We start from the raw sequence: 21,240 nt of genomic DNA, 5'->3' as shown, positions 1-21,240 counted from the left end.
GGCTGCGATATGCCGATGGCATGCAGCAGGGAGATTTGCATGACCGGCAGCCAAGATCCGAGCTTTCCTGATATCCGCGAGTCTGTCCGGCGGCTGTGCGCCAAGTTTCCCGGATCGTACTGGCAGGCGCTGGACCGGGATCGCACCTATCCCACCGCGTTCGTCGACACGCTGACCCGGGAGGGCTTCTTGTCGGTGCTGATTCCCGAGGTGTTCGGCGGGTCGGGCCTGGGTCTTGGCGCAGCCACCGCAATCCTCGAGGAAATCCACCGCTCGGGGTGCAATGGCGGCGCCTGCCATGCCCAGATGTACACCATGGGCACGTTGCTCAAGCATGGCTCTGCCGAGCAGAAGGCGATGTATCTTCCGAAGATCGCCACCGGGGAGCTGCGGCTGCAGGCCTTTGGCGTCACCGAACCGACCAGCGGCACCGACACCACCCGCATCACCACCTTTGCCCGCAGGGATGGCGATGATTATGTCATCAACGGGCAGAAAATCTGGATCAGCCGCGCCGAGCACAGCGACCTGATGGTGCTGCTGGTGCGCACGACTGCGCGCGACGATGTCGCCAAGCCGTCGGACGGCATCTCGGTTCTCTTGGTCGATATGCGCGCGGCGATCGGCAACGGGCTGACCATCCGGCCCATCCGCACGATGCTCAACCACGCCACCACCGAACTGTTCTTTGACGACCTGCGCGTTCCCGCGACCAGCCTGATCGGCGAGGAGGGGAGGGGCTTTCGCTATATCCTCGACGGGATGAATGCCGAACGCATCCTGATTGCCAGCGAATGCATCGGCGATGGCCGGTTCTTCATCGATCGGGCGGTCGCTTATGCCAAGGACCGCTTGGTGTTCGGCCGTGCGATCGGCGAGAACCAGGGCGTCCAGTTCCCGATTGCGCGCGCCTTCGTGCAGCTTTCTGCCGCCGCTGAAATGGTGGACAAGGCCGCTGCCATGTTCGAGGCGGGGCTGCCCTGCGGCACCGAGGCCAATATGGCCAAGATGCTGGCATCGGAAGCAAGCTGGTTTGCTGCCGATATGTGCGTGCAGACGCATGGCGGGTTCGGTTTCGCCGAGGAATATGACGTGGAGCGCAAGTTCCGCGAGACCCGGCTCTATCAGGTGGCACCGATCAGCACCAACCTGATCCTCAGCCACGTTGCAACCCATGCTTTGGGGCTGCCCAAGTCGTTCTGACGGGGCGATGCGCCCGCTGCGATGAAACAGGAAAGGGCGCCATCCTTGCGAGATGACGCCCCCCTGACGGTGGAAATCCTGCGCTCGGGTCGCAATCTAACGCAGATCTTCCACCGAAACCCACCCCTTGGTTCCATATGTGTCGGTCACTTCGACGAACAGGCCTTCCTTCTGGCCGGTCGGGATCAGGTTGGTGTCTGCGCGCAGCGCGCGGACTTCTAACGCCCCGGCTGAGGCCGCAGCCCGCATCTTGGTGTCGACAGCCACCGTGTATGTCGCCGCTGGAGGGGCGGCGGCTGCCGGGGCAGCGGGTGCCGCCGCGGCGAGCGCGCCAGCCTGCGATGCCAGCGCGTTATACGCTTCGATAAACGCGCTGGTCAGCATCTTGCCGTCGGCGGACGAGCCGTATTGGCCAAGCTGGCCCTGGCTGGCGGCGACCCAGTCGGTGCTGCTGAGCACGCTGATCGTCGATTTCTGGCTTTGCCCGCTGCCCGAGAGCATGGTCTGGCCGTTGGCCGGGTTGACCAGCCTGAGGCCCGCGGTCACCGTCTTCTTCTTGCCGCCCAGTCCGCCGAGCATGCCGAACATCGCACCCCCAAAGGGAACCCTCGACAGGACGGCGCCCGCGGCACCAGAATGTACGAGGCCGGTGGTCAGCGCGCCCTTGGCGGCGTTCATCGTCTGGTCGATTTCTTCCTGCGAGCCTGCGACGGCGGACATCAGGTAATCAGCGGGCTTGCCCTCGGCGCCGGTGTGCAGCGTGAAGCACCCCGATTGCTGAACGATCGCGCCCAGCATGCCACGCGGGCTCGATAGACCCATCTTGGCCCAGCCCTGCGTATCGCCATCGGTGATCGCGATGCTGCCGTGCGATGCTGCGCACTTGGTAACCTCGATCTCGGCCTTTGGCTTGCCTGCATAAACCGGGGTCACGGCCAGTGCAGCGAACCCGAGCGCGGACAGTGCCGATGCGGTCTTGATGCGGGCTTTCATTGGGTGCCTCCTCCTTGCGATGCTTGACTGCAGGAAGATTAGACGCAGGCGGCGTCCATGGCGCGTTACAAGCATTGACGGAAACATGACAAACCCCGTTAGGTGCATTCATGTGGCTGGCCTGCCCCGGTATCCGGGCCTATTCAGGGCGTGTCGGCACCGCAACCAGACGGTTGTGTATTCGCCGGTTGAAGGCATGATGATGGCTGGGCGAGTGGAGCACCCATGGTGAAGATCCTGTATGTGGAGGACGATCAGCGCGCCGCAGCCGAGGTGCAGGAGCTGGCCGCCGCCAATGGAGACACCCTGGTGTGGGAAAGCAGCGGTGCAAGCGGTCTGCTCCGCGCAGGCCTGGAGAAGTTTGATGTCATCATACTTGACCGGATGCTGGGTGACCTTGATGGCCTCAATATTCTGCAGCGGCTGCGCGAGAGCGGTGTGGGGACGCCGGTGCTGATGCTGTCGGCGCTGGGCCGGACCAGCGACCGGTCCGAAGGGCTGGAGGCCGGCGCCGACGACTATCTGGCCAAGCCCTTCGAAGCCCCCGAACTGCTGGCGCGCATCCGTGCGCTGCACCGGCGCGCATCGGGACAGGAACACAGCGCGGTCATTCTGTTCGGCGCGTTCGAATGCCATGTGAAGGCGCGCACCGCGTTTCGGCAGAACCGGCACCTGGCGCTGAGCCCGCGTGAGTTCGAGCTGTTCCGCTACTTCATGGACAATGCCGGCGAGATCGTCACCCGCGAGATGCTGCTGCGCGATGTCTGGAACATGGCGTTCGACCCGCAGACCAACGTCGTCGACGTCAATATCGGTCGGCTGCGACGCAAGCTCGAGGATGGCTTCGACACGCCGGCGATGGAGACGATCTGGGGCTCGGGCTACAGGCTGCTCGACGGCCGATGACCCGCACTGCTCGCCGCTCCATTTTCTCGCGCATCGTCGCGATGGCCATCCTCCTGTCAGGAGTGCTGGTCGCGGGCCTGTGGCTGGTGACCGATCAGACGATCCGCGCGACACTGAATGCCTCGGCGCGCGACGCGGTCGACGTCGATCTGGCTGGCCTCGTCGATATTCACGCGAGTGGCGGTCGCGCAGAGCTTGCCCGGCGGATCGAAGACCGGCTGATGATCCGCCCCGCCGATGGCAGCCTGCCGCATTACATGCTGGCGGATGCCCGGGGTGCGCGGATCGCGGGCGATATCACCGCTTGGCCGGCGCTGGATGCCGGGGTTTCGGAAAGCGGGGTGATCCGGATCGGCAAGGCGACGCAAGCCTTTGCCAGGGCGACCCGGCTGGGTCCCGACCTGAAGCTGGTGGTGGCGCACGAAGCTGCCGACGGCCAGCCGCTGCTGACGCGCATCGCCCTGGTCTTCGCGGCCGGCGGCGTGGTGTTTGCGATCGCGATCGGGCTGTTCGGCTACAGCGCCGGAAGCCATCTCAAGCACCGGATCGACAGCATCAACCGCGCGTTCCGTAACCCCGACGCCAAGCCGATCCGCAAACTCGCCGATGGCGCACGCACTGACGAGATCGACGAACTGGCCGGCCATGCGGCGGCATCGCTGGCGCGGCTACGCGATCTGATGGAGGCGTATCGCGATACGTCCGATCAGGTTGCGCACGAGATCCGCACCCCGGTGATGCATCTCGACCGGCGGCTGGTGAAGCTGCTGGCCGCCAATCCCGATGCCGCCACAGCCGAAGCCTTGGTGGGGGCCCGCGCGGAAATCCGCCATCTGGTCGGCACGCTGGAATCGCTGCTGGATATTGCCGCGAGCAAGGCGCGGCGGGGGGATCGAACCGGCTTGAAGCCCGTCGACCTGTCGGCGATGGTGAGCGCCATCTGCGAACTGTATGCCGACAGTTCCGAGGAATCCGGCCACAGTTTTGTCTGGGATATCGCGCCTGAGGTGCATATCGAGGGCGAGGAGGCGCAACTGGGGCGGCTGGTCACCAATCTGCTCGACAACGCGTTCAAATATGTGCCCGCAGGCGGCAGCGTGACGGTGACGCTCACTGCGGGGCCGGTGCTGACCATCGCCGATGATGGCCCCGGTGTCCCGCCGGATGACCGATCGAGGATATTCGATGCGTTTTATCGCAGCGGCAATGTCGATCAGCGCCAGCCGGGCAGTGGTCTGGGTCTGGCGCTGGCCCGCGCGATAGCCGAACGGCATGGCCTGACGCTCGGTCTGGTCGACAGCGCCTGCGGGGCATGCTTCGAGGTCAAAATGGGCGCGCAATGAAACAGGTTTTGCACAATCGGAGGAAGGGGCTGACTGCCCTGGGGTCGCTGGCCTTCGCGACGCTGGCATCGTGCGGCCCTGTCGCCACCCATTCCGGCGTTGCTCAGCCCGTGGCGATGCCGTCTGATCCGGCCACGGTTCGGGTTGCCAATGCCCTGGTGCAGGCGGACAGGGCGGCACGATCGGGCGATAACGCCGCGCTGACCTCGCCGCTCGCTACGATTTCCGCGCTGGGCGCGCACCCCCTCGACACCGCCGCACAATCGACCCTGGCGCTGTGGCAGGCAAAGGCACCGCCGGACACGGCCCCGCCGCTGCGCGGTCGGACATTGGGGCCAGGCTATCGGCACGGCACACTGAAGGCGGGTGGTGATCTGCAGATCGAACAGACATTCCTGTCCGGCCAGAAGGCCTCGATCGTGCTGTCGTCGCCCGATGCGGCGCAGTTGCGGCTGCAGGTGATCGATGGCGCGTCGCAGGCGGTGTGCCAGCACACCGCGGCGCGCCCCAGCTGCGAATGGGTGCCGATGTTCACCCAGCGTCATCTCATCCACGTGATCAATCCAAGTCGGCGCAAGGCCCGCTTCTATCTGGTGGTGGACTAGGTCGCCACGCCAGAAACCGGCGCTCAGGCCTCGGCCGCGTGCAGGCGCTTTCTGAACAGCGACCGGATCAGACGGTCTTCCAGGATCCGTCCGGCGGCATAGAGCGCTGCGAAGATCGCGGCGAACACATAAGCCGCAGTCGGCGAATGCGAGTGGTCCTTCTTCTCTTCCTTCTTGTCGTCCTTGGGCTTTTCGGGGGCAGGCGCGCCGAGGAACTTGTCGATCGGGTGCAGCTCGCGCACCACGTCCTTTTTCTTCTCGTCCTTCTTGTCCTTTTCTGCCGCTTCGGTGTCCGGGCCCGCAAACTTGCCCACCGCGACGGTCAATTGCCCGAAGGCCAGGAACAGCAAAGGCGCGAGGAAGCAGAAAAGCAGTGCGCGGCTGGCCATTCGATAGCGCAGCACCGCGCCGCCCGCGCCGGGTTCGATCTGGAGCGCGCCCGCATCGAAGATCGACATCTTGTCCTGCGCGGCCTGGTCCTTCTTGGCGAACACCAGGGTATCCCCTGTCCGCTCATAGGTGGTGCCGGGCTGCTGGAACAAAGGGTCGAGCCGGGCGAAGGCTTCGTCGCTCGACTGGCCGGGGGCAAGCGGCACGCTGCCCCGGATATTCCAGATCCAGTCGAGCAGCCTAAGGTTGATGCGGTGTCCACGCAGCAGATGGGTGCGCGGTTTGCGGGCGTGGTCGCCAAGCACTTGCGTCTGGTCCATCACTCGGCAGCAATCGCATCGGTCTGGGCATAAGGCTGGTCAGCATAAGGCTGCTCTGCCCGCGAGGACTTGCCAAAGCGCTCTTTCATCGTCTTCCAGCCTTCGGTGAAGGGGAAGAGCATCTGTTCGCGGATCGACATGCGGCGGCCGCCTTCCATGCCCAGCAGTTCGGCCTCCCCATCGACGCAGGTGCCGAAGATGCGGTCGATGAAGATGAAGGTGCTGGCGTAGTTGGAGCGGGTGGCCTCGAAATCCTGCGAATGGTGCAGGCTGTGGTGCTCGGTGGTGTTGAACAGGAACCGCCACCAGCGCGGCGTGTTGAACCGCACGTTGATGTGCTGGTACACGCCCACCGACATGCCGATCGCACCCGCCAGCAGCGCGGCGCGGGGGAGGAAATCGAAGAACCCGCCGATGCCGATGCCGATCAGCAGCAGCTCGATCGGATTGCCGACCGCACCCTTGTTGATGTTGAGCTGGGTGATGTAGTGGTGCACCGAATGCGTCAGCCACAAGGGGTACCAGTTGTGCATCCCGCGATGCATCCAGTACTGGCCGAAATCGAACACGAACAGGATAGCGAACGCCTGCACCAGCAACGGCATGCTGGTGAACCACGCGAACTTGTCCCAGTTGAAACTGGTCTGCACGAACTCGATCAGCACATCGGCGCCGATATGGTTTTCGACCAGCCTCAGGACGGTATAGCCCAGCCCGACATAGAACAGATCGGTGACCAGTTCCTTCCAGGTGAGCTGCCAGCTCTCGTAGCGTGGATTGATCCATTCGAGCGCGAGCAGCAGGATCTTGAAGGCAATGCCGATGCCGATCGCGGTCGATGCCTTGGCGATCGAGTTGGGCGCATAATACCAGAACAGCACCAGCGAAAACAGCACGAACGGCTGGAAATAGGTGAACACGATCTGCTTGACCGGACCGCCCTGCACCCGGGGAATGTTTTCCCAGCCGATGGTGACCGGCGACTGCGCGCCTATCACCCGTTTACCTACGCGAACTCCGTCCATGCATCTGTACTCGCGATGTGACCCTGAGCGGTACGGCATCGACCGGCGCGCAGGATGGGATGAAAAATTCAGTCTAGCCAAGGTCGGCAAAACCGACCCATCACGCCAGACGGCAATATGGAATAGACCCCATAGATTTGGTCTATGGCGTCAGTTGTCACGGGCAGGAACCGGCATGATGATGAAGTGATCGTGCACCTGGCCTTCGCCCGGAACATCGAGCTTTGCGGCAAGGCCGCTGCGCAGTTCGGCGATGCTGTCCGCAGCCAGCTCGAGCAGGTGTTCGTCGGGATGGCTGGCCGCCTCATGCGGATAATCGCGCCCCGGGGTACGGGTCATCTCGATATGCGCGCCAAGCACCGCGCGGATGGGGTGGGTCGCGGCGAAGGCTGCCAGCCGGTCGAGGCTGGCGCGGTTGTCGTTCAGGAAATTGACCGGCACGTACAGCCGCCCGGGATACAGTGTGTCGCCCGACAGCAGGATTTTCAGCCGCGGGTCATAGACCATGATCGCCGCAGACTGATGGCCGGGCGTGGCCAGGATGCTGAGCTTGCGGCTGCCCAGATCAAACGGGACGATGGCATCCGGCCAGGGGTCGATGCCGAAAAAGCCTGCGACACCGGCAGGTGTGAGCCCGACAACCGTGGTGTCGGGGCGGTCGCGAAACGCCGCATCGCCGGCGATATGATCGCCGTGATTGTGGCTGTGCGCGACCACCAGGGGGATGGTCGTGCGGTTGTGCGCGGCCAGCCAGTCGGCAATCAGCGCATCGACCGCGGGCCTGATCCGGCCATCCTGAGCGCCGGTGTCGATCAGCAGCGCCTTGTCGCGCCCGAACAGCAGATACACGAACGGCGCTTCGAAATTGGTCTTGACCGATTGCCGGATGACGAAGGTGTCGGCATCGAGCGCCTGCACCTGGGTGGCGGGTTCAGCGCCGTTGGTGCCGTCGATCCACCGCTCGGCAAACAGCGCGGATGGCTCTGCACTGGCATGCGCTGCAAGCGCGCCCGGCAGCATGGTCGCAGCCAGCAGCGCGGTTGCCCACCGCCTGGCCGGGTTGCCCTGAAATGCGCGTGCTCCAGCGACCATGTCGCTTGCCCCCCTGTGATCTGAGAGAGTCTGGGCCGATGGCCGGACGGGGCGTCATCCCTGCAAGGATGCAGCCCCGCCCGGCATCCCCCCGATCAGAACTTCACCCGTGCCTCGAGGCCGAAGGTGCGCGGATTGATCACGTTCTGCTTGAAGTAGCGCAGCCTCACCCCGTCGTTCAGCCCCACACGCGACCGGTCATTGGACACCGATGCGACCGCATATTTGTCGAAGATGTTGCTGGCGAACAGGCCGATGCTGAACTTCTCGGTATCGTAGAACACCGATGCGCGGTGCAGCGTGAAGCCGGGAAGCTTGTCGCCAAAGGCCCGCTCCCAGCCCAGCCGTGTCACCACGCTACCGCGGTACGTGGCAGTCCAGTCGGCAACGATCGTTCCGTCCATGAACGGCGCGGTATAAGTCGCCCCCAGGCTGCCGGAGTTGCTCGCAGAACCGGGCAGCCTGTCGCCCGCCAGTGCGTCGAGCTGGATCGGCCTGCTGGGATAGATGCCCGCCGGGCTGTTCACCGCAATGATCGCGGGCACGTCTTCGGTCAGCTTGGCATCGAGATAGGAGTACATCCCCTGGATCGACACCCGTGGGATCGGGCGCAGCTGGAACGAGGCCTCAAAGCCTTCTGACTTGCCCTTGCCGCCGTTCACGGTGATCCCGACGATGCCGTTGATGGTCGCCGAATCCACCTGGATACCGTTCCAGTCGATCGTGAACACATTGGCATTCACCGTCAGCATCTGTTCGAACAACTGCGCGCGGATGCCGACCTCGATGTTCTTGGTGGTATCCGGCCCGAACTGAATCTCGTTGGGCAGCGCGCAGACATTCTGCTGGGTGGGGTCGAGCGGCAGCACGCACGGCGCCACCGAGTTCGGGCCGCCGATGCGATAGCCCTTGGAGTAGGTCGCATACAGCATGATATCGGGAGTGAAGTTGTAGGAGCTGTTGAACTTCCACACCCAGCCGCTCTGCTTGGCCTTGCCGCCGGCCGACGGCAGATCGAACGGGCTGACCGGATCGCCGAGCAGCGGCAGCACCGCACGCCCTGCGATCTCTGACTTGTAGCCGAAATAGCGCGCGCCGGCCGTCACCTGCCATTCGGGGGTGACCCTGAAGGTGCCTTCGCCGAAGATCGCCCGCTCGCTCACCTTGGACCGGGTGAAGGCGGCGTATTCGACCTCGTCCGGATTGGGCTGGGTGCCAAAGGCGACAAAGGGATGGTTGGGCAGCCGTTCGCGGCCGAAGGAATCGAGCTTCTGCCGGTTGTAGAACGCGCCCACCACCCAGTTGAACGGGCCGCCATGGCGTGAGACGAAGCGGACCTCCTGGTTGAACTGCTTGCGGCGGTTCTCGTTCTGATTGAACCCGGCAAAGGCCGGAAACGATTCATAGCCATAATCGAGATCGAGCAGCAGATCGGTGATGTCGAAACTGGTGTTGTTCTTGACGTCGGTATACGCGGTGGTGGCGACAAGATCGGCGATATCCGCAAGGTTGGCGTTGATCTCAACGCTGCCCAGATGCGCGCGGCGCTTGGCGGGCTCGAGGAAGCGGCTGGCGCTCTCGTATCGGCCCGTGCTGAACACGCCGTCGCTGTTGTACTGGCCGCCGTCGGTCTTGGTCTGCTGGAACGCGTAGGTGAAGTTGACCTTGAAGTCCTCGCTGGCCTGCAGCAGCAGCTGGTTGCGGGTGGTGAAGGTCTTCTCGAAGTTGACGTCGCTCTCGCGGCGCAGATTGGCGGCATAGCCTGCCGGCGTAATCGCGTCCGGCCCATTGGGCTGGGGCAGGGAGATGCCCGGCTGCTGCACCAGCAACGGATAATCGATAAAGCCGGGATCGAAATAATAGCCGGTGGCAGAACGGAACGCGAGGTGATCCTTGATGATCGGAATGTTGATCATTCCGTCCATCTGATAGCCGACATCGCCGCTTTTGCTCTTGCCATAGAACCGGCCGTGGACTTCACCCTCGATGGTATCGAGGTTGGGCCGGTTGGGAATGTTGCGGATCGCACCTGCCAGCGTGCCGAGACCATACAGCGTGCCCTGGGGGCCGAGCAGCACCTCCACCCGGGCGATGTCGAGCAGCTTGAAATCATAATACAGCGGCACTTCGCCCAGATAGACCCCGAGCGAATTGTCGTACGAGGCGCCGTTGGCGCTCGAATCCGAAGCGTTGAGGCCGCGCAAGACGATGGTTCCGGTTGAGCCCGGGCCGGTATCGGCGATGGTCACGCCGGGGGTGAAATCGGCAATGTCGCGGACGTCGTCGATGCGCTGGCGGGAAAGCTCTTCCGCGCCGATGGCGCTGATGTTGATCGGAACGTCTTGCAGCGAGGTCGCCCGGCGCGTGGCGGTCACGACGATCGTGCCCGCGCCGCCTTCCGGCTCGGCTGCCTGGTCGGTATCCTGTGCAAGGACCGGGGCGTTGCCGATCCCCATCAGCATGGTTGCCCCAAGCAGCGTGTTGCGAAACAGTTTCTTTGTCATTCCGACCCCCCTTATCTGGTGAGCCTTTCTTTGAACGACACCCTTCCCCTTTGGCGCTCTGGCTAGGCCGGCACCTTGTCAGCCGGTTTCCGGCTTGATGGCTTGATCATAACGGTGCTCCGCGCTTGGATGGCGGAGGGAACGGAGCGAGGCCGACAGGCCCCGCTGGAATAGCGATCGGAAGGAAAGTCCGGTGCACGCCCTGCGCCGACTGCCCACCGCATGCTACCGGCTATGGGCAGCTTGTCGCTGGCAGGGACTTCGGTGCAGGCCGGCATTTGATCCATGAACCCTCACTCTGAGCACTTGATTTTTCGCTGTTCGCCGTCGCAGTGGCGATGCCCATTACGGTATGGATATTACACAATGCGTCAAGCGTAATAATATTGCACTTGCTCAGTATGAACAAATTCGATGCTGCACTGCACAAAATCCCGGATTTTCCGGATATTGCCGGCGGCATCGTCATCGTGAAAAATTGCGGAGATTCGGTCGCGTGCAAGGACGGGACGTCGCTTGCCTCGAATCACCTCGGCGTAGGATGGCGAAGTGTGCGTTCGAGTCGTTCTGTGCTGTTACCCCCGCAACCACGGGCCGCCAGCTGCATTTGCCCTCCGGCCCGGCGTGATCGCAGCGACGTCCCATTCGTGCATCCCGCGTCAGGCTGTGCAACCATCATTATTACAATTCGTCACGGTGGTAATATTTTTTGGTGGACAAGGATTGTCGCGAGGGTGATGCTGCACTGCGAAAGGGGATCGAATCATGATGAGGCTGTTTGGCAAGCTGGGCACCGCGGTGCTGGTCGCTGGAGCGCTGCTGCTGACAGCCTGCTCGCAAGGTCCCGATCCCAAGACCGAGCCCAAGACCGAGTTCACCATCGGCTGGTCGATCTATGCCGGATGGATGCCCTGGCCCTATGCCCAGCAGGCGGGCATCGTGAAGAAATGGGCCGACAAATATGGCATCGAAATCAACCTCGTGCAGGTCAACGACTATGTGGAGTCGGTCAACCAGTACACCGCGGGCAAGTTCGATGGCGTGACCGTTACCAACATGGATGCGCTGACCATCCCGGCTGCGGGCGGCAAGGACACCAGCGCGATCATCATCGGCGATTATTCCAATGGCAATGACGGCATCCTGCTCAAGGGTGCCAATTCGCTCGCCGCGCTCAAGGGCCGCCAGGCCTATCTGGTCGAGCTTTCGGTGTCGCATTATCTGCTGACCCGGGGGCTGGATAAGGCCGGGCTGAAATCCACCGATGTGCGCACCGTCAACACCTCGGATGCCGACATCGTCGCCGCTTTCGGCGCAGCGGATGTCGATGCCGCGGTCGCGTGGAACCCGCAGCTTTCGGTGATGAAGGCCGGGCAGGGCGTGAACATGGTGTTCAGTTCCGCCGACATCCCGGGCGAAATCCTCGACCTGATGGTGGTCGATACTGCGACGCTCAAGGCCAACCCCAATCTGGGCAAGGCGCTGGCGGGCATCTGGTATGAGACCGTGGCGCTGATGCAGCGCCAGGACGCGCAAGGCGCAGAAGCCCGCGCGGCGATGGCCAAATTGTCGGGGGCAACGCCCGAGATGTTCGACAGCCAGCTTGCGACCACCTTCCTCTATGCCGAACCCAAGGCCGCTCTGGCGGCGGCGACCGCCCCGGAGCTGGTCGCGACGATGACCCAAGTGCGCGATTTCAGCTTTTCCAAGGGGCTGTTCAAGGGCGCGCGCTCGGCTGACGATGTCGGCATCGGCTTTCCCGGCGGCAAGACGCTGGGCGATCCTGCGCGGGTGACCTTGCGCTTCGACGACAGCTTCATGAAGCTCGCCGCCGACGGCAAGCTCTGACCGGCCGGCGGACGCGAGGAGAGGCAACAGGCATGCGCTGGGTCAACCTTCACCTGAGCCGGGGCCAGCGCATCCTGCTGGGGGCTGCCCCGATCGCGCTGCTGCTTTTGGTCTATCTGGTGATGGCAGCCCAACGCCACGCCGACAATCCGCTCGATCGCATCCTGCCGCTGCCCGGCGCGATGGCGCAGGCGATGGCGGCGCTGATGTTCGAGCCCGACCAGCTCACCGGGCAGCTCACCTTCTGGGTCGATACGCTGGCGAGCCTCCAGCGGCTGGGGCTCGGCCTGGGGATCGCGACGATCACCGCACTGGTCGTCGGTCTGGTGCTGGGCGTGCTGCCGCCGGTGCGCGCCACCTTGGGTCCGCTGGTGACGGGCATCGCGGTGATCCCGCCGATCGCTTTGCTGCCCATATTGTTCATCGCCCTGGGACTGGGGGAGACCGCCAAGGTCGCGCTGATCGTCATCGGCATCGCGCCGGTGATGGTGCGGGATATCGCCGCGCATGTCGGCGCGCTGCCGACCGAACAGATCGTCAAGGCGCAGACCTTGGGCGCGAGCTCGTGGCAGATCATGATCCGCGTCGCTTTGCCCCAGGCGCTGCCCAGGCTGATCCATGCGGTGCGCATGGCGCTGGGCCCGGCCTGGGTGTTCCTGATCTCTGCCGAGGCGATCGCTTCGGACGTCGGGCTTGGCTACCGCATCTTCCTGGTGCGCCGCTATCTTTCGATGGACGTGATCATCCCCTATGTCGCGTGGATCGCGCTGCTCGCGATACTCATGGACATGACGCTGACCTGGACCAGCAAGCGGGCCTTCCCCTGGGCGCATGGAGCAGGCCATTGAACGCCGCACCCGCCCCTTCCGTCCCCGGCCCGATCCTCAGCCTGCAGAACGTGTGGGTCGAATATGGCGACAAGATCGTGCTCGAGCGGGTCGATCTCGATATCGAGGCGGGCTCGTTTGTCTCGATCGTCGGACCTTCGGGCGCGGGCAAGAGCAGCCTGTTGCGGATCATCCTGGGCCAGGAGCAGCCGACGCGGGGCAGGATCGATCTGGATGGCGCGCCGCTGGCGCCCGAATGCGGGCCCGATCGCGGCGTGGTGTTCCAGCGTTACTCGGTGTTCCCGCACCTCTCGGCGCTCGACAATACGGTGTTCGGGATGGAGTGCGCGCAGGCGCCCGTGCTGGCGCGGCTGTTCGGATCGGCGCGGCGCGCGGCCATCGCCGAGGCGACCGAGATGCTGCACGCAGTCGGGCTGGGCGATTCGATGCACCTTTACCCCGCGCAGCTTTCGGGCGGGATGCAGCAAAGGCTCGCGATCGCGCAGGCGCTGATCAAGCGGCCGCGCATCCTGCTGCTCGACGAGCCGTTCGGCGCGCTCGATCCGGGCATCCGCGCCGACATGCACAAGTTGATCAGGGCGTTGTGGCGCGATTATGCGCTGACCATCGTCATGGTGACACACGACATCCGCGAAGCGTTTACCCTGGGCACGCGGGTGCTGGCGCTCGACAAGCGCCGCCACGATCCGCACGCGCCGCACCGCTTCGGCGCGACCGCGGTCTACGACATCGCGCTGCGCAAGGATCCCGATCCCGACCCGGCGGAGGTCTCGGCTGCCGTGCCGCCCGCAATCCCGCAATCCCCTGTCCCCAGCCAAGAAAGTGCCTGACGTGAGTACCGAACCCACCAGCCTTGCAAGGCTTTCGATGAGCCTGCCCGGCGAGCTGTTTCGCCAGCTCGACAACATGGTCGAGGAGCGCGGCCTGCCGTCGCGATCGCAGCTGATTGCCGAGCTGATCCGCCACGCGCTCGCCGAGCATGAGGCGCACACCCGTCCCGACGAGATGCTCGCCGGCACGATCACCATCGTCTATCGCGGCGACCGTGGCCGGGTGCGGCATCAGCTCGCGCAAACGCAGGCGGAGTATCTGAAAGAGGTCATCTCCTCGCAGCACGTCTTCCTCGAGGACGATCAGTCGCTCGAGGTGCTGCTGGTACAGGGCCCCGCGGTGCGGCTGAAGGATCTGTGCGATGCGCTGCGCCGGGTGCGCGGGGTGCATCAGCTCCAGCTCGTCACCACCACTGCCTTGCTGCCGCCGCTCTACGAGCCCGATGTCAATGGCCTGCCCGAAGGAGCCGCCGCATGACCGCCACCACCCTGGCCGATCCGAACGCCGCCCGCGACCACGCCCGGTCGATGGCGGGGACCGTGGTCGAGGCGATGCCGGTGCTGCCGCCGGTCGCCAGCGACCTGCCCGAAGCCGTCGCGCCCGACGATCTGGTGTGGGAGGAGACGATCGCGCCCGGCGGCTATGCCACCCGGCGGCTGGCGCGCGGCAGCCGGCTCCGGCTGATCGACACCAAGGGCGATGCCTGCGCCGCGCTGATGCTGTTCAACGCCGAGATGCCGACCGAACGGCTCAACGTCGCCGATACGGTCAAGGTCCAGTGGAACGCCTATCTGGGCGCGGGCAAATTGCTGCTGTCGGATATGGGCCGGGTGATGATGAGCATTCTGGAGGACGACGCTTCCACGCACGATGCGTTTTGCGGCACCTCCAACGCCGCCACCAATTCCGCGAAATATGGCGAGGGCAGCAACAGTGGTCCCTATCCCAATGGCCGCGACCGCTTTCTGCTCGGCGCCGCCAAGCACGGGCTGCAGCGGCGTGACGTTCACCCGTGCATCAACCTGTTCAAGGGAACCAAGATCGCGGCCGATGGCACGATCGTGCCCGACATCGGTCCGTTTGCGCCGGGGCGGAGCCTGACGCTGCGCGCCGAGATGGAGCTGATCGTCGTCATCGCCAACGTGCCGCACGTGCTCGATCCGCGCGATGCCTACACCGTCACTCCGCTGCGCGCGACCGCGTGGCGCGGGGTGGTGACGCAGGCAGACGATGCCATCCGCAATGCGACCCCCGAGGGCCAGCGCGCCTTCCTCAATGTCGAAGACTATTTCCGCCGCTGACAGAAGGAGCCTGTTCCCATGAGCGTCGATCCCCATCTCGCCGGGCTTTCCGGCAGCATCGTCCACGATTGCATCGTGCCCGCGCGCGCGCCCTGGCTGTATCCGGTCGCCGCCGGGCAGACGCTGCGCATCGTCGATCTGGAGGGCAACCAGGCGGTCGATTTCCTGCTGTATTCCACTGAGGACGATGCCGAGCGCTACAGCGCGCAGGACACCGTCGCGGCGCAAGGCAATCTGTTCCTGCGGCAAGGCACCGTCCTGCGCTCGAACGAGGGCCGCGCTATGATGACCATCGCGGCGACCTCGGTCGAGTATCACGACACCATCGGCGGCGCGTGCTCGTGCGAGTCCAACACGCTGCGTTATGGCCACCACACCAAGTCCGAACACGCCTGTGTCGAGAACTTCCTCGAGGCGAACCTGCGGGAGGGCCGCGGCAAGCGCGACATCGTCCCCAACATCAACTTCTTCATGAACGTGCCGGTCGAAGCCGATGGCGCGCTGGGCATCGTCGATGGCATCTCCGCGCCCGGGCTGATGGTCGATCTGCACGCCGAGATGGACGTGACCGTGGTGGTCTCCAACTGCCCGCAGATCAACAACCCCTGCAACGGCTTCAACCCCACCCCCGTGCGCATGATCGTTGCCGCATGAGCTTCGACACCGTTCTCATTGCCAACCGCGGCGCGATCGCCACCCGGATCATCCGAACCTTGCGTGCGATGGGGCTGCGCTCGGTCGCGGTCTATTCGGAGGCCGACGAGGATTCGCTGCACGTTGCGCAAGCCGACGAAGCGGTGTGCATCGGCCCTGCACGGGCATCGGAAAGCTATCTCAACGTCGCCGCGATCCTGGAGGCCGCGCGCCAGACCGGCGCGGGCGCGATCCATCCGGGCTATGGCTTTCTCGCCGAGAATGCCGAGTTTGCCGAGGCCTGCGCTGCTGCCGGCATCGTGTTCATCGGCCCGACGCCGGACAACATGCGCACCTTCGGGCTCAAGCACAGCGCGCGTGCACTGGCCGCAGCCCATGACGTGCCGTTGGCACCGGGCACCGATCTGCTGACCGACGAGGACGAGGCGGCGAACGCTGCCACAAAAATCGGTTATCCGGTGATGCTCAAGGCGACGGCGGGCGGCGGTGGCATCGGCATGCGCATCTGCGAGGACGAAGCCGATGTTCGCGAGGGCTTCGCCGCCGTCCGGCGCCAGGGGCTGGGCAATTTCGGCGACGCCGGGGTGTTTCTGGAGCGCTATATCCGCCGCGCGCGGCATATCGAGGTGCAGGTCTTCGGCGACGGTGCCGGGAATGTCGTTGCCCTGGGCGAACGCGACTGCTCGCTCCAGCGGCGAAACCAGAAGGTGGTCGAAGAAGCGCCCGCGCCGCTTTTGCCCGATGCCGTGCGCACCGACCTGATCGCCTCGGCGATCCGGCTGGGCAGGGCCGCGAACTATCGCTCGGCAGGCACGGTCGAGTTCCTCTACGATTCCGAGCGCGAAGAGTTCTTCTTCCTCGAAATGAACACCCGGCTGCAGGTCGAGCACGGCGTCACCGAAGAGGTGATGGGGATCGATCTGGTCGAATGGATGGTGCGCGGTGGCGCGGGCGATTTCGGATTTCTATCCACCGCGCCCGCCCGACCCAGCGGCCATTCGGTCCAGGTGCGGCTGTATGCCGAAGATCCCGCGCACGACTATCGCCCGACTTCGGGTACGCTGACTGCCGTCGATTTCCCCTCCGACATCCGCGCGGAGACCTGGGTGATGGCAGGCAGCACGGTCAGCGCGTGGTACGATCCGATGCTCGCCAAGCTGATCGTCCATGCTGACACCCGCGAGGCCGCGGTCACCGCGATGCAGATTGCGCTCGATGCCAGCCGCGTCGATGGTATCGAGAGCAACCTGCGCTGGCTGCGCGACGTCGTGCGCTCGCCCGCGTTTGTCAGCGGCGAGGTCTCGACCCGCGCGCTCGACACGGTCGAATACCACCCGCGCAGCCTCCAGGTGGTCAGCGGCGGCACCGCGACCACCGTGCAGGACTGGCCCGGGCGCCAGCGCCTGTGGTCGGTCGGCGTGCCGCCCTCGGGGCCGATGGACGACCAGTCGTTCCGCCTGGGCAACCGCCTGCTCGGCAATCCCGAAGGCACCGCCGGGCTCGAAGTCACCATCAGCGGCCCGACGCTGATCTTCAACACGCCCGCGCGTATCTGCCTGATGGGTGCGGATTTCGGCGCGACGCTCGATGGCGTGGCTGTTCCGCGCGGCGAATCCATCGCCATCGCGGCGGGCCAGACGCTGGCGCTGGGTCGCGCTTCCGGCGGCGGGATGCGCGGCTATATCCTGCTCGCCGGCGGGCTCGACATCGCGCCGTATCTCGGAAGCCGCAGCACCTTCGAACTCGGCCAGTTCGGCGGCCACGCAGCGCGCCGCCTGCTTGCGGGCGATACGCTGCATCTGGGCGATGAGCCCACCGATGCGCCGCTGGAGCGCGTGGCCCTGCCTGCGCTTCCGACCGAATGGTCGCTGCGGGTGCTCTATGGTCCGCACGGCGCACCCGATTTTTTCACCGACGAGGACGTCGACACCTTCGTCGCCGCGCAGTGGCAGGTGCATTACAACTCGAACCGCACCGGCGTTCGCCTGATCGGCCCCAAGCCCAACTGGGCGCGCAAGGATGGCGGCGAGGCCGGGCTGCATCCCTCGAATATCCACGATAACCCTTACGCCATCGGGGCGGTCGATTTCACCGGCGACATGCCGATCATCCTCGGCCCCGATGGCCCGTCGCTCGGTGGCTTCGTCTGTCCGTTCGTGGTGATCGCGGCGGACCGCTGGAAGATCGGCCAGCTGGCGCCCGGCGACACCTTGCGCTTCGTTCCGGTCAACGCGCACGATGCCTTTGCGGCCGACAGCCTGCAGCGGCGGTTGCTGGCGACCGGCGACGGATGCGAGCTTGGCCCAGCGCGGCCGATCGAGACGCTGTCGCCGATCCTGGGCGTGATCCAGGCAGGCCCGCAGCGCCCGCGCACCGTCTACCGCCAGCAGGGCGATCGCAACATCCTGGTCGAATACGGCCCGATCGTGCTCGACATCGAGCTGCGCATCCGCGTGCAGGCGCTGATGACCGAGCTCGAGCGGATGGCGCTGCCCGGCGTGATCGACATCGTTCCCGGCATTCGCTCGCTGCAGTTCCATTTCGATGGCGTGACGATGACGCAGGCCAGCGCGCTGGCCGCCTTGATGGGCACAGAAGAGCGGCTGGGCGATCTGGAGGATTTCACCATCCCCTCGCGTATCGTCCATCTGCCGCTCAGCTGGCGCGATCCGGCGACGATCGAGACGATCGAGAAATACATGGGCGCGGTGCGCGACGATGCGCCCTGGTGCCCGGACAACATCGAGTTCATCCGCCGAGTCAACGGTCTGCCCGATGCCGCGGCGGTCGAGAACCTGATCTTCGAGGCGAACTATCTGGTGCTCGGCCTTGGCGATGTCTATCTCGGCGCGCCGGTGGCCACCCCGGTCGATCCGCGCCACCGGCTGGTTACCACCAAATACAACCCCGCACGCACCTGGACCCCGCCCAATGTCGTGGGCATCGGCGGCGCGTATATGTGCATCTACGGCATGGAAGGTCCTGGCGGTTACCAATTGTTCGGACGGACGCTGCAGGTGTGGAACACCTATCGCCAGACCGACGCGTTCATCGAGGGCAAACCCTGGCTGCTGCGCTTCTTCGACCAGATCCGCTTCTATCCGGTCAGCGCCGACGAGCTCACCGAATGGCGCCGCGACTTCCCGACCGGTCGGCGCTCGATCCGGATCGAGCCGTCCGAATTCCGGCTCGCCGACTATCGCGCGTTTCTCGCCGACAATGCCGATGCAATCTCTACCTTCGAGGCGACGCGCCAAGCGGCGTTCGACGAGGAGCGCGCCGACTGGCAGCGGCGCGGCGAATTCGATCGCGCCGACCCTGCCGAGGCCGAAGCGGTCGAGGCGGGTGCGGTCGAGGTGCCCGAGGGCGCCGATGTGATTGAGGCGCCGTTCGGCGGCAGCGTCTGGAAGATGCTGGTCGCGGTGGGCGACGAGGTCGAGGCGGGCGATGCGATCGCGATCATCGAGGCGATGAAGATGGAATGCCGCGTCGACAGCCCCGGTGCTGGAACGATCAGCGCGCTGTATGCGCACGAACGCCAGTCGGTGCAGCCCGGCGCGCCGATCCTCGCGCTGACGAGGCACATATGAGCGCGCTGGATCGCCGCAGCGTCTCGGGGATTGCGCAGGCGGTCAATAGCGGGGCGACCAGCGCGGTGACTATCGCCGAGGACACGCTGGCGCGCCTTGCGGCCTATGACGCGGTACAGCCGCAAATCTGGATCTGTCGCGCGTCGGACGAGGCGCTGCTCGCTGCTGCGCGCACCATCGACGCGCGGGTCGCGGCGGGTGAGGTGTTGCTGCTCGCCGGCGTGCCGTTCGCGGTGAAGGACAATATCGATGTCGCCGGGTTCGAGACCACCGCAGCGTGCCCGGCGTTCGCCTATCGCCCCGATGCATCCGCCACCGTTGTCGAGCGGCTGCTGGCGGTGGGCGCGTTGTGCGTGGGCAAGACCAATCTCGACCAATTCGCGACCGGGCTCAACGGCACGCGCAGCCCTTATGGGGCGCCGCGCAACGCCTACAACCTTGGCTATGTCAGCGGCGGATCGAGCTCGGGATCGTCGAGCGCGGTCGCCGCCGGGCTGGTCGCCTTTGCCCTGGGCACCGACACCGCAGGATCGGGCCGGGTGCCCGCGGCGTTCCAGCACCTGATCGGGTTCAAGCCGAGCAAGGGCCGCTGGAGCAACCGCGGCGTCGTGCCGGCCTGCCGCACGCTCGATTGCGTCACCGTGTTCACGGGCGACACCGCCGATGCCCGGCTGATCGATGGCGTGGTCGCGGGCTTCGATGCGGCGGATGCCTATTCCAAGCCGCTCGCCGACCGCGCAATCGCGCGCCGCACCATCGGCGTGCCGCGCCGCGACCAGCGGGCGTTCTTCGGCGATCTGGAATCCGAGTACCTCTATGACCGCGCGCTGGAGACGCTCAGCGCGCTCGGCACGATCGTCGAGATCGATTACGCCCCGCTGCAGGAGGCGGCGCAACTGCTCTACAGCGGCCCGTGGGTCGCCGAGCGCACCGCCGCGATGGCGGATATCCTTGCCAGCGACCCCGATGCGATCGACCCCACGGTGCGCGAGATCGTCTCGGTCGGGCTTGAGACGCGCGCGGTCGATCTGTTCAACGGCATCTACCGCCTGGCCGAACTTAAGCGCCATGCCGACACGCTGTGGCAGAGCATCGACCTGATGGCCTTTCCGACCACTGGCACCACTTACCGCGTTGCTGAATTGCTCGCCGCACCGATCGCGCTCAACAGTGCGTTGGGGTTCTACACCAACTTCGTCAACCTGCTCGACATGGCCGCGCTTGCGGTTCCCGCGGGCACCCGCGCCAACGCCACCGGCTTCGGGATCACGCTGATCGGCCCGGCGGATACTGACCGCACGCTGCTCGCCATCGCCGACGATTATCTCGCCATCGCCGATCTTCCCCCACCACCCCCGCTTGATCTGGAGGGCACTATGCAGACCGTGAAACTCGCTGTCGTCGGAGCACATCTCAAGGACATGCCGCTGCACTGGCAATTGACCTCGCGCGAGGCGACGTTTGTCGGCGCGTTCGAGACCGCGCCGGAATACCGTCTCTATGCGATCGCGGACAGCGTGCCGCCCAAGCCTGCGCTGGTCCACAGCCCGGAAGGCAGTTCGATCGCCGTGGAGGTTTACGAGCTGGGCGTCGCTGAATTCGGCAGCTTCGTGGTCGAGGTGCCGCCGCCGCTCGCGATCGGCACGGTGGCGCTTTCGGATGGCACCTCGGTCAAGGGTTTCGTCGCCGAACCACGCGCGCTGACCGGCGCTCAGGACATCACCCATCTGGGCGGATGGCGGGCCTATATCGCGCAGATCACCTGAATTCTTCACCGGTACAGAAAG

General features: G+C 65.2%; 17 protein-coding genes. 12 read left to right on the top strand and 5 right to left on the bottom strand.

What is annotated here, in order from left to right; all coding sequences use genetic code 11:
- Positions 1–39: 39 nt before the first annotated feature.
- On the top strand, positions 40–1,203 hold the full coding sequence (locus QUV11_RS02660) for an acyl-CoA dehydrogenase family protein (protein WP_300880413.1): 1,164 nt from the start codon (positions 40–42) through the stop codon (positions 1,201–1,203).
- Between the two features lie 96 nt (positions 1,204–1,299).
- On the opposite strand, the gene QUV11_RS02655 is transcribed toward QUV11_RS02660, so the two are convergent.
- Positions 1,300–2,196 (bottom strand): SH3 domain-containing protein, encoded by an 897-nt coding sequence (locus QUV11_RS02655; RefSeq protein WP_300880412.1) that lies wholly within the window; start codon positions 2,194–2,196, stop codon positions 1,300–1,302.
- Between the two features lie 225 nt (positions 2,197–2,421).
- Here QUV11_RS02655 and QUV11_RS02650 point away from each other — a divergent pair, with 225 nt between their 5' ends.
- Genes QUV11_RS02650 through QUV11_RS02640 form a run of 3 tightly spaced genes read left to right on the top strand, consistent with a single transcriptional unit; the run spans position 2,422 to position 5,050 of the window.
- A complete protein-coding gene (locus tag QUV11_RS02650; RefSeq protein ID WP_300880411.1) occupies positions 2,422–3,102 on the top strand; it encodes a response regulator transcription factor in 681 nt (226 codons plus the stop codon).
- Positions 3,099–4,445: a HAMP domain-containing sensor histidine kinase gene (locus QUV11_RS02645; protein WP_300880410.1), complete on the top strand. Its 1,347-nt coding sequence runs from the start codon at positions 3,099–3,101 to the stop codon at positions 4,443–4,445. The genes QUV11_RS02650 and QUV11_RS02645 overlap by 4 nt, the downstream gene beginning before the upstream one ends.
- Positions 4,442–5,050, top strand: a complete 609-nt coding sequence (locus tag QUV11_RS02640; protein WP_300880409.1) for a hypothetical protein — start codon at positions 4,442–4,444, stop codon at positions 5,048–5,050. Before QUV11_RS02645 ends, QUV11_RS02640 begins: the two co-directional genes overlap by 4 nt.
- Before the next feature lie 23 nt (positions 5,051–5,073).
- Here QUV11_RS02640 and QUV11_RS02635 read toward each other — a convergent pair whose 3' ends face one another.
- The 4 genes from QUV11_RS02635 to QUV11_RS02620 all read right to left on the bottom strand — a co-directional run bounded on the left by QUV11_RS02635 (position 5,074) and on the right by QUV11_RS02620 (position 10,381).
- Positions 5,074–5,760 carry a hypothetical protein gene (locus tag QUV11_RS02635; RefSeq protein ID WP_367279836.1) on the bottom strand — a complete coding sequence of 229 codons (687 nt, stop codon included), beginning with the start codon at positions 5,758–5,760 and terminating at the stop codon, positions 5,074–5,076.
- Complete coding sequence (locus QUV11_RS02630; RefSeq protein ID WP_300880408.1) at positions 5,760–6,785, bottom strand: sterol desaturase family protein; 1,026 nt, start codon at positions 6,783–6,785, stop codon at positions 5,760–5,762. Before QUV11_RS02630 ends, QUV11_RS02635 begins: the two co-directional genes overlap by 1 nt.
- A 150-nt stretch (positions 6,786–6,935) precedes the next feature.
- Positions 6,936–7,805, bottom strand: a complete 870-nt coding sequence (locus QUV11_RS02625; protein WP_300880503.1) for an MBL fold metallo-hydrolase — start codon at positions 7,803–7,805, stop codon at positions 6,936–6,938.
- Between the two features lie 167 nt (positions 7,806–7,972).
- Positions 7,973–10,381: a TonB-dependent receptor gene (locus QUV11_RS02620; RefSeq protein ID WP_300880407.1), complete on the bottom strand. Its 2,409-nt coding sequence runs from the start codon at positions 10,379–10,381 to the stop codon at positions 7,973–7,975.
- Positions 10,382–11,146: 765 nt separating this feature from the next.
- On the opposite strand from QUV11_RS02620, the gene QUV11_RS02615 reads away from it, so the two are divergent.
- The 8 genes from QUV11_RS02615 to atzF are packed head-to-tail and all read left to right on the top strand — an operon-like array spanning position 11,147 to position 21,219.
- Complete coding sequence (locus tag QUV11_RS02615) at positions 11,147–12,229, top strand: putative urea ABC transporter substrate-binding protein (protein WP_300880406.1); 1,083 nt, start codon at positions 11,147–11,149, stop codon at positions 12,227–12,229.
- A gap of 32 nt (positions 12,230–12,261) precedes the next feature.
- Positions 12,262–13,077, top strand: a complete 816-nt coding sequence (locus QUV11_RS02610; protein WP_300880405.1) for an ABC transporter permease — start codon at positions 12,262–12,264, stop codon at positions 13,075–13,077.
- Complete coding sequence (locus tag QUV11_RS02605; protein WP_300880404.1) at positions 13,074–13,907, top strand: ABC transporter ATP-binding protein; 834 nt, start codon at positions 13,074–13,076, stop codon at positions 13,905–13,907. The genes QUV11_RS02610 and QUV11_RS02605 overlap by 4 nt, the downstream gene beginning before the upstream one ends.
- Position 13,908: 1 nt before the next feature.
- The gene (locus QUV11_RS02600; RefSeq protein ID WP_300880403.1) at positions 13,909–14,385 is read left to right on the top strand and encodes a CopG family ribbon-helix-helix protein; all 477 of its coding nucleotides are present in this window, start codon (positions 13,909–13,911) and stop codon (positions 14,383–14,385) included.
- Positions 14,382–15,209 (top strand): urea amidolyase associated protein UAAP1, encoded by an 828-nt coding sequence (locus tag QUV11_RS02595; RefSeq protein WP_300880402.1) that lies wholly within the window; start codon positions 14,382–14,384, stop codon positions 15,207–15,209. Before QUV11_RS02600 ends, QUV11_RS02595 begins: the two co-directional genes overlap by 4 nt.
- Positions 15,210–15,227: 18 nt before the next feature.
- A complete protein-coding gene (locus tag QUV11_RS02590) occupies positions 15,228–15,863 on the top strand; it encodes an urea amidolyase associated protein UAAP2 (protein WP_300880401.1) in 636 nt (211 codons plus the stop codon).
- Positions 15,860–19,453 (top strand): urea carboxylase, encoded by a 3,594-nt coding sequence (gene uca, locus QUV11_RS02585; RefSeq protein WP_300880400.1) that lies wholly within the window; start codon positions 15,860–15,862, stop codon positions 19,451–19,453. Before QUV11_RS02590 ends, uca begins: the two co-directional genes overlap by 4 nt.
- A complete protein-coding gene (gene atzF, locus QUV11_RS02580) occupies positions 19,450–21,219 on the top strand; it encodes an allophanate hydrolase (protein ID WP_300880399.1) in 1,770 nt (589 codons plus the stop codon). The genes uca and atzF overlap by 4 nt, the downstream gene beginning before the upstream one ends.
- Positions 21,220–21,240: the final 21 nt, after the last annotated feature.

Source organism: Blastomonas sp. (assembly GCF_030373265.1).
Lineage (GTDB): Bacteria > Pseudomonadota > Alphaproteobacteria > Sphingomonadales > Sphingomonadaceae > Blastomonas.
This window is presented reverse-complemented; position numbering and strand designations above follow the sequence as displayed.